Consider the following 5,598-nt stretch of genomic DNA (forward strand, 5'->3'; position numbering starts at 1 on the left):
GATCCGGATTGACGACGCACATGTGCTGCTTCTTCTGACTCACGGCAAATACTCCTCCAATCCATTTTCAGGTACCCATTCACGCGATTTTTTGCTGCCGGCATCTTGAGATGAACGCGGGCGGTCGGTGGTAGGCGATCCCTACCCTCCCGATGCACGGGCCGGCTTGCCAAATTTTTTCCAAACTTCCGCATTACTCCGAATTATTTTTGAATATTTTGGCAAATCATGCCAGCATTGCCCAACGATACCCGATCATGTCAGGAGAATCTTCGATGCTCACTGAAGCAGACCTTCGCATCCTCAAGGTGATTCAAGCCGAAGGCCGGATCACCAATCAGGAACTCGCCAATCGCTGCGGCCTGTCGCCGTCGGCCTGCTTCGACCGGCTGAAGCGATTGCGCGAACAGGAATATATCCTCGGCTTCCATGCGCAGCTCGACCCGAACAAGCTCGACCGGTCGTTGCTGATCTTCATCGAGGTGTTGATGGACCGGACGACGGGCGACGTGTTCAAGGACTTCGCGGCGTCGGTATCGGTCATGCCCGAAATCCTCGAGTGCCACATGGTGGCGGGCGGATTCGACTATCTGATCAAGGTCCGCGTTCGCGATATGGCCGCCTATCGGACGTTCCTCGCCGACACGCTGGTCCACATGCCCGGCATCCGCGAAACGCGAACCTATGCCGTTCTCGAAGAGGTCAAGAATGTGACGAGCCTGCCGTTGTGACATCGAGCGGGCAGACCTTCTACTTCGGCTGTCCGGCCAAGCGGCTCTTGCGCGCGCCATAGGCCAGATAGATGGCGATCCCGATCAGGTTCCAGATCAGGAACCGGCTCTGCGTGATCGCCGGAAGGCTGAAAAACAGGTAGATGCAGCCGCCTATCGCGATCGGGCCGACCACCCAGGGCATCGGCGCGCGGAACACCCGCGGCAGGTCCGGCTGGCGGACACGGAGGATGATCAGGCAAAGGCCGACCGCGACGAACGCCGCCAAGGTCCCCGCATTCGCGAGTTCGGCGATTTCCGAGAGCGGGAAAAAGCCCGCGATCGCCGAGACCACGATCGCGGTGCCGATGGTGACCGCGACGGGCGTACCACGCCGGTTCAGCTGCCCCAGACGCTCGGGCAGCATCCGGTCGCGTGCCATCACGAAAAAGATGCGGCTTTGCCCGAACATGAAGGCGAGAATCACCGTCGGCAGCGCAACGACGGCCACGGCGCCGATCAGCGTCGCCACGCCCGGATGGCCCAACGTCCGCAAGACATGCGCGAGCGGTTCGCCCGAGTTCGAGAATTCGAGAAACGGCATCGCACCGATCGCGGCGGCGGCGACGAGGATATAGACGATCGTACAGACGACCATCGACCCGATGATCCCGATTTTGAGATCGCGTCCGGGGTTCTTCGCTTCCTCCGCAGCCGTCGACACTGCATCAAAGCCATAGAAGGCGAAGAAGATGATCGCCGCGGCCGCCATGACGCCGCGTACCTGTCCGTCGACTTCGTGCGCGGCGAAGCCGTAGGGCATGAAGAGTTTGAAATTTCCGGCGTCAAACGCCGGCAGGGTGAGCAGGATGAAGGCCGCGAGCGCGCCAAGCTTCAGCACGACGAGAATGGCGTTGACCGAGGCGCTTTCGCGCGTTCCGACCAGCAACATTCCGGCGACTCCTGCGACGATGAGGATCGCGGGAAGATTGATGATGCCCCCGGCGTGCGGCCCCGCCGCGAGCGCGAGCGGGACGTCGATGCCCGCCGCCTGCAGAAAGCCGACGGCATAGCCCGACCATCCGACGGCCACCGCCGCGCATACGACCGAATATTCGAGCACGAGGCTCCAGCCGATCACCCACGCGATGCCCTCGCCGATCACGGCATAGCTGTAGGTATAGGCGCTGCCCGAAACGGGCATCAACGTCGCGAGTTCGGCATATGCCAGCGCGGCACACACGCAAACCAGCCCTGCGACGATGAAGGCGATCAGGACCGCCGGTCCGGCGCGTTCGGCGCCGACGCCAATCAGCGTATATATTCCGGTGCCGACGATCGCCCCGACACCGAGGGCCACGAGATGCCCCCATCCCAGCGTCCGGTGCAGGCGCTGCGCTTCGTTCACGGCGGCGACCGTTTCGATCGATTTTCGGCGGGTAAAAAATGACATGGGAATCCCCTGCCCGACCATGGCGATGATCGGGATCAACATCCGGAAACCGGCGCCATGCCTGCCGCGATAGCGAAGGCAGGCGCCGGTATTTTTCGGAAAAACCGCTCGTTACTGGCCCAGTCTGGCCTTTTCGCTTTCGACCATCGTGGCGACGTCGGCGAGCAGTTGTTTGGCGTCGTAGACGATGCCGTCCTTGATCGTGAATTTCACCCCGCCAACGACTTCCTGCTTGTTGGTTTCGGAGTTCAGGCGCTGGAAGCCCGTGCCGTAGAGCGTCTTCAGATTCTGCAGCGGGTTTTCCGGAACGATGACGAGGTCGGCAAGCATGCCCGCCTTCACCGCACCGATCGGCGGTGTCTCACCGCGCGGCTCGTACAGCGTCTTGGCACCCATCATCGTCGCGGCGCGAATGACCTCGAGCGGGGAGAAGCCCGCTTCGCGCAGCAATTCCAGCTCTTCGACATAGGCGAAGCCATAGACTTTCCAGATGAAGCCGGAGTCGGTGCCGACCGTAACGCGGCCACCCATATTCTTGTAATCGTTTATCAATCGCATGAAGAGGCCGTAGAATTTCTTCCACGCAAATTCATTCTCGGTCGTCCAGTCGAAGAAATAGGAGCCGTGATTGTCGCGGGTCGACTGGAAATAATTCCAGAGCTGCGGTGTAGTATAGCGCGCATGCCAGTCGGCGTTGCGCGCGCGCATCAGATCGCGCGAGGCAGCGTAGATGTTGAAAGTCGGATCGAAGGTGACGTGGTTCGCCTTCTGCGCTTCCAGATATTCCTGCCACTGCTTCGTGCCGGGTCCGTTGACCTGATCCCAGATCTCCGCGACCTCGCCGAAGCGATGCTGCTCGTTGTTATAATCATATTGCGGCGGAAAATCCTGGATCGCCCGGTCCTTGAGCAGCGATTCCATATGCCCGTAATAATGGGTGATCGTGTTCAGTCCGGCGTCGCCTGCCTGGCGGCCGTTGAAATTGGCGACACCGATCTGGCTGAGATGCGCGGTCGTGCCGAGGCCGAGTTTCTTCGCCTCGTCGAGCGCCGCGGAGAAGACGTCGGGGGTCTCATTCTCGCGGTTGAAGAATTTGATCCCGTCGATGTTGTTCTTTGCGGCCCAGCGCACCCATTCGCGCGCCTTCAGCGGCGTATCGACCACACCGCCCGACCAGCCCGCGCCCAGCGTCTGATAGTTGAAGATGCGCGGCGCCGCGATCTCGTTGCGCGCCGAGCGATCCTTCTCGCGGCTGGCAACCGCAGGCGCTCCCAGCGGAACCCCGCGCACCGTAGTCACGCCGTGCGCGAGCCACAGCTTGTAGGCATAGCTGGCGTCGGGCGCCTTGTCGGCGCCGGGCAGGTGAACATGCATGTCGGTGAAGCCCGGGAGGACGTACATGCCCGTCGCGTCGATTTCATAATCGGCGTCGGTGGGCGCGCGATTGGCCGCGGACGGAAGCCCCGGCCAGCCCGCCTGCTTGATCGAGGAAATCTTGTTGCCCTCGACGACGATGTCGAAGCGGCCGCGCGGCGGGGCGCCGGTACCATCGATGATCGTCGCGTTGCGGATCACCATCTTGCGGAACGGCCCGGCGCCCTCGCCCGGCTTGCGCGCCGGCGCACCGGCGCTGACCGGGAAGACTTCCGCCGTCGCGGCCGGCTTTTTGTTGTCGGCCTGATGCGCGGTCGCCGGTACGGCGAGCAACGCCGCCGCCAGCGCGATTTTGGTTATCTTCAACTTCATTGGACCCGTTTCCCCGTTTCGATTGATCGTTTTTGCACTCATGCGGATCGATGGCCGGAGCGGCATTTGCGCCGCCGCTCCGGCTATCGCGTCAAGGCAGCGGAACGCCCTCTTCGGGAAGCCCCATCCGCCGCTTTTCGGACTTCACCATTTCGGCGACGTCGGCGAGCAGCTTTTTCGCGTCATAGACGATGCCGTCCTTGATTGTGTAGCTGACCCCGCCGACGCGCTCGAGCTTCTGCGTCTGTTCGTTGAGGCGCAGCGCCCCGGTGCCGTAAAGCGTCTTGAAGTTCTGGAGCGGATTTTCCTTCACCAGCACCATGTCGGCGAGCTTGCCGACGCGCACCGTGCCGATCGGCGGCGCGACATTGCCCTGGGGCTCGTAAAGGGTCAGCGCCCCGTTCAGCGTCGCGGCCTGCACGACCTGGGTGGGATTGAACCCGGCTTCCTGGAGCAGTTCGAGTTCCTCGACATAGCCGAAGCCATAGGTCTTGAAGATGAAGCCCGAGTCCGATCCGGTGGTCACGCGGCCGCCGATATTCTTGTAATCGTTCACCAGATGCATGAATTTCTTGTAGAAATTCCGCCACCGCACCTCTTTCTCGGTCGTCCAGTCGAAGAAATAGGAGCCGTGGTTTTCGCGCGACGACTGAAAGAAATTCCAGAGCTGCGGCATCGTATATTTGGCATGCCAGTCGGCATTGCGCGCGTGCATCAGATCGCGCGACGCCGCATAGATCGTCATCGTCGGATCGAAGGTGACGCCGTTCTTCTTCTGGCTTTCGAGATAGTCCTTCCACTCGTCGGTGCCGGGTTCGAAGCTTTCGCGATACAGGTTGGCGACGTTGCCGAAGCGATCCTGCTCGTCCATGTAGTTATAGCTCGGATCCCAGTTCTGGACCGGGCCTTCCTTCAGCAGCGATTCCATATGGCCATAGAAATGGGTGACGGTGCCGAGGCCCGTTTCGCCCGCATGCTTGGCGTCCATCCGCGCGACGCCGACCTGCGAAAGGTGCGCGACGGTCCCGATATGCTGCTTCTTCGCCTCGTCATAGATCGCCTCGAGGACTTCGGGCGGCTGGTTCGGATCGGCGGTCACCTTGATGCCGTCGATCCCGGCCTTGGCCGCCCAGCGCACCCATTCGCGTGCCTTTTCGGGCGTGTTCGTCACGCCGCCGGTCCAGCCGCGTCCCGATCCGGGGCGATGATAGGAATAGATGCGCGGAGCGGCGATTTCGTTTCGCGCCGAACGCGCCCGTTCGCTGAGCGCGATTTCGAAGGGCGCGAGATCGACGCCGCGCACCGAGGTGACGCCGTGCGCCAGCCACAGCTTGTACGAATAGCTGAGGTCGGGTGCCTTGTCGTCGCTCGATCCGTGAACGTGCATGTCGATGAAGCCGGGCAGCATGAACATGCCCGTCGCGTCGAGTTCATAGTCGGCATCGCGCGGCGCCCGCCCGGATACCAACGGCAGACCCGGCGTGCCGGCCGCCTCGATCGAGGTGATGATGTTGTTTTCGACGACCACGTCGACCGGCCCGCGCGGCGGCGCGCCGCTGCCGTCGATCAGCGTCACGCCGCGGATTACCATCTTGCGGAACGGCCCCGCGCCCTCGCCCGGCTGCCGGGCCGGTGCCGCGATGGCGCCTGCACGCGGTTTCACCGGCTCGGCGGCGGGCGCGGCGTTTT

The 5,598-nt window shown here is 62.4% G+C and carries 4 protein-coding genes; 1 reads left to right on the forward strand and 3 read right to left on the reverse strand.

Going from position 1 to position 5,598, the window contains the following annotated elements:
- Nucleotides 1–275 precede the first annotated feature (275 nt).
- A complete protein-coding gene (locus VGD20_RS16830; protein WP_331135535.1) occupies nucleotides 276–731 on the forward strand; it encodes an Lrp/AsnC ligand binding domain-containing protein in 456 nt (151 codons plus the stop codon).
- 19 nt (nucleotides 732–750) lie between these two features.
- Here the strand turns inward: VGD20_RS16830 and VGD20_RS16835 are convergent, their stop codons facing one another.
- From VGD20_RS16835 to VGD20_RS16845, 3 genes are all read right to left on the reverse strand, one after another.
- Complete coding sequence (locus VGD20_RS16835; protein WP_331135536.1) at nucleotides 751–2,163, reverse strand: amino acid permease; 1,413 nt, start codon at nucleotides 2,161–2,163, stop codon at nucleotides 751–753.
- Between the two features lie 111 nt (nucleotides 2,164–2,274).
- A complete protein-coding gene (locus VGD20_RS16840) occupies nucleotides 2,275–3,909 on the reverse strand; it encodes an amidohydrolase family protein (protein ID WP_331135537.1) in 1,635 nt (544 codons plus the stop codon).
- Between the two features lie 91 nt (nucleotides 3,910–4,000).
- Nucleotides 4,001–5,572: an amidohydrolase family protein gene (locus VGD20_RS16845; protein WP_414714590.1), complete on the reverse strand. Its 1,572-nt coding sequence runs from the start codon at nucleotides 5,570–5,572 to the stop codon at nucleotides 4,001–4,003.
- Nucleotides 5,573–5,598 lie beyond the last annotated feature (26 nt).

It is taken from the genome of Sphingopyxis sp. (genome assembly GCF_036402335.1).
Lineage (GTDB): Bacteria > Pseudomonadota > Alphaproteobacteria > Sphingomonadales > Sphingomonadaceae > Sphingopyxis.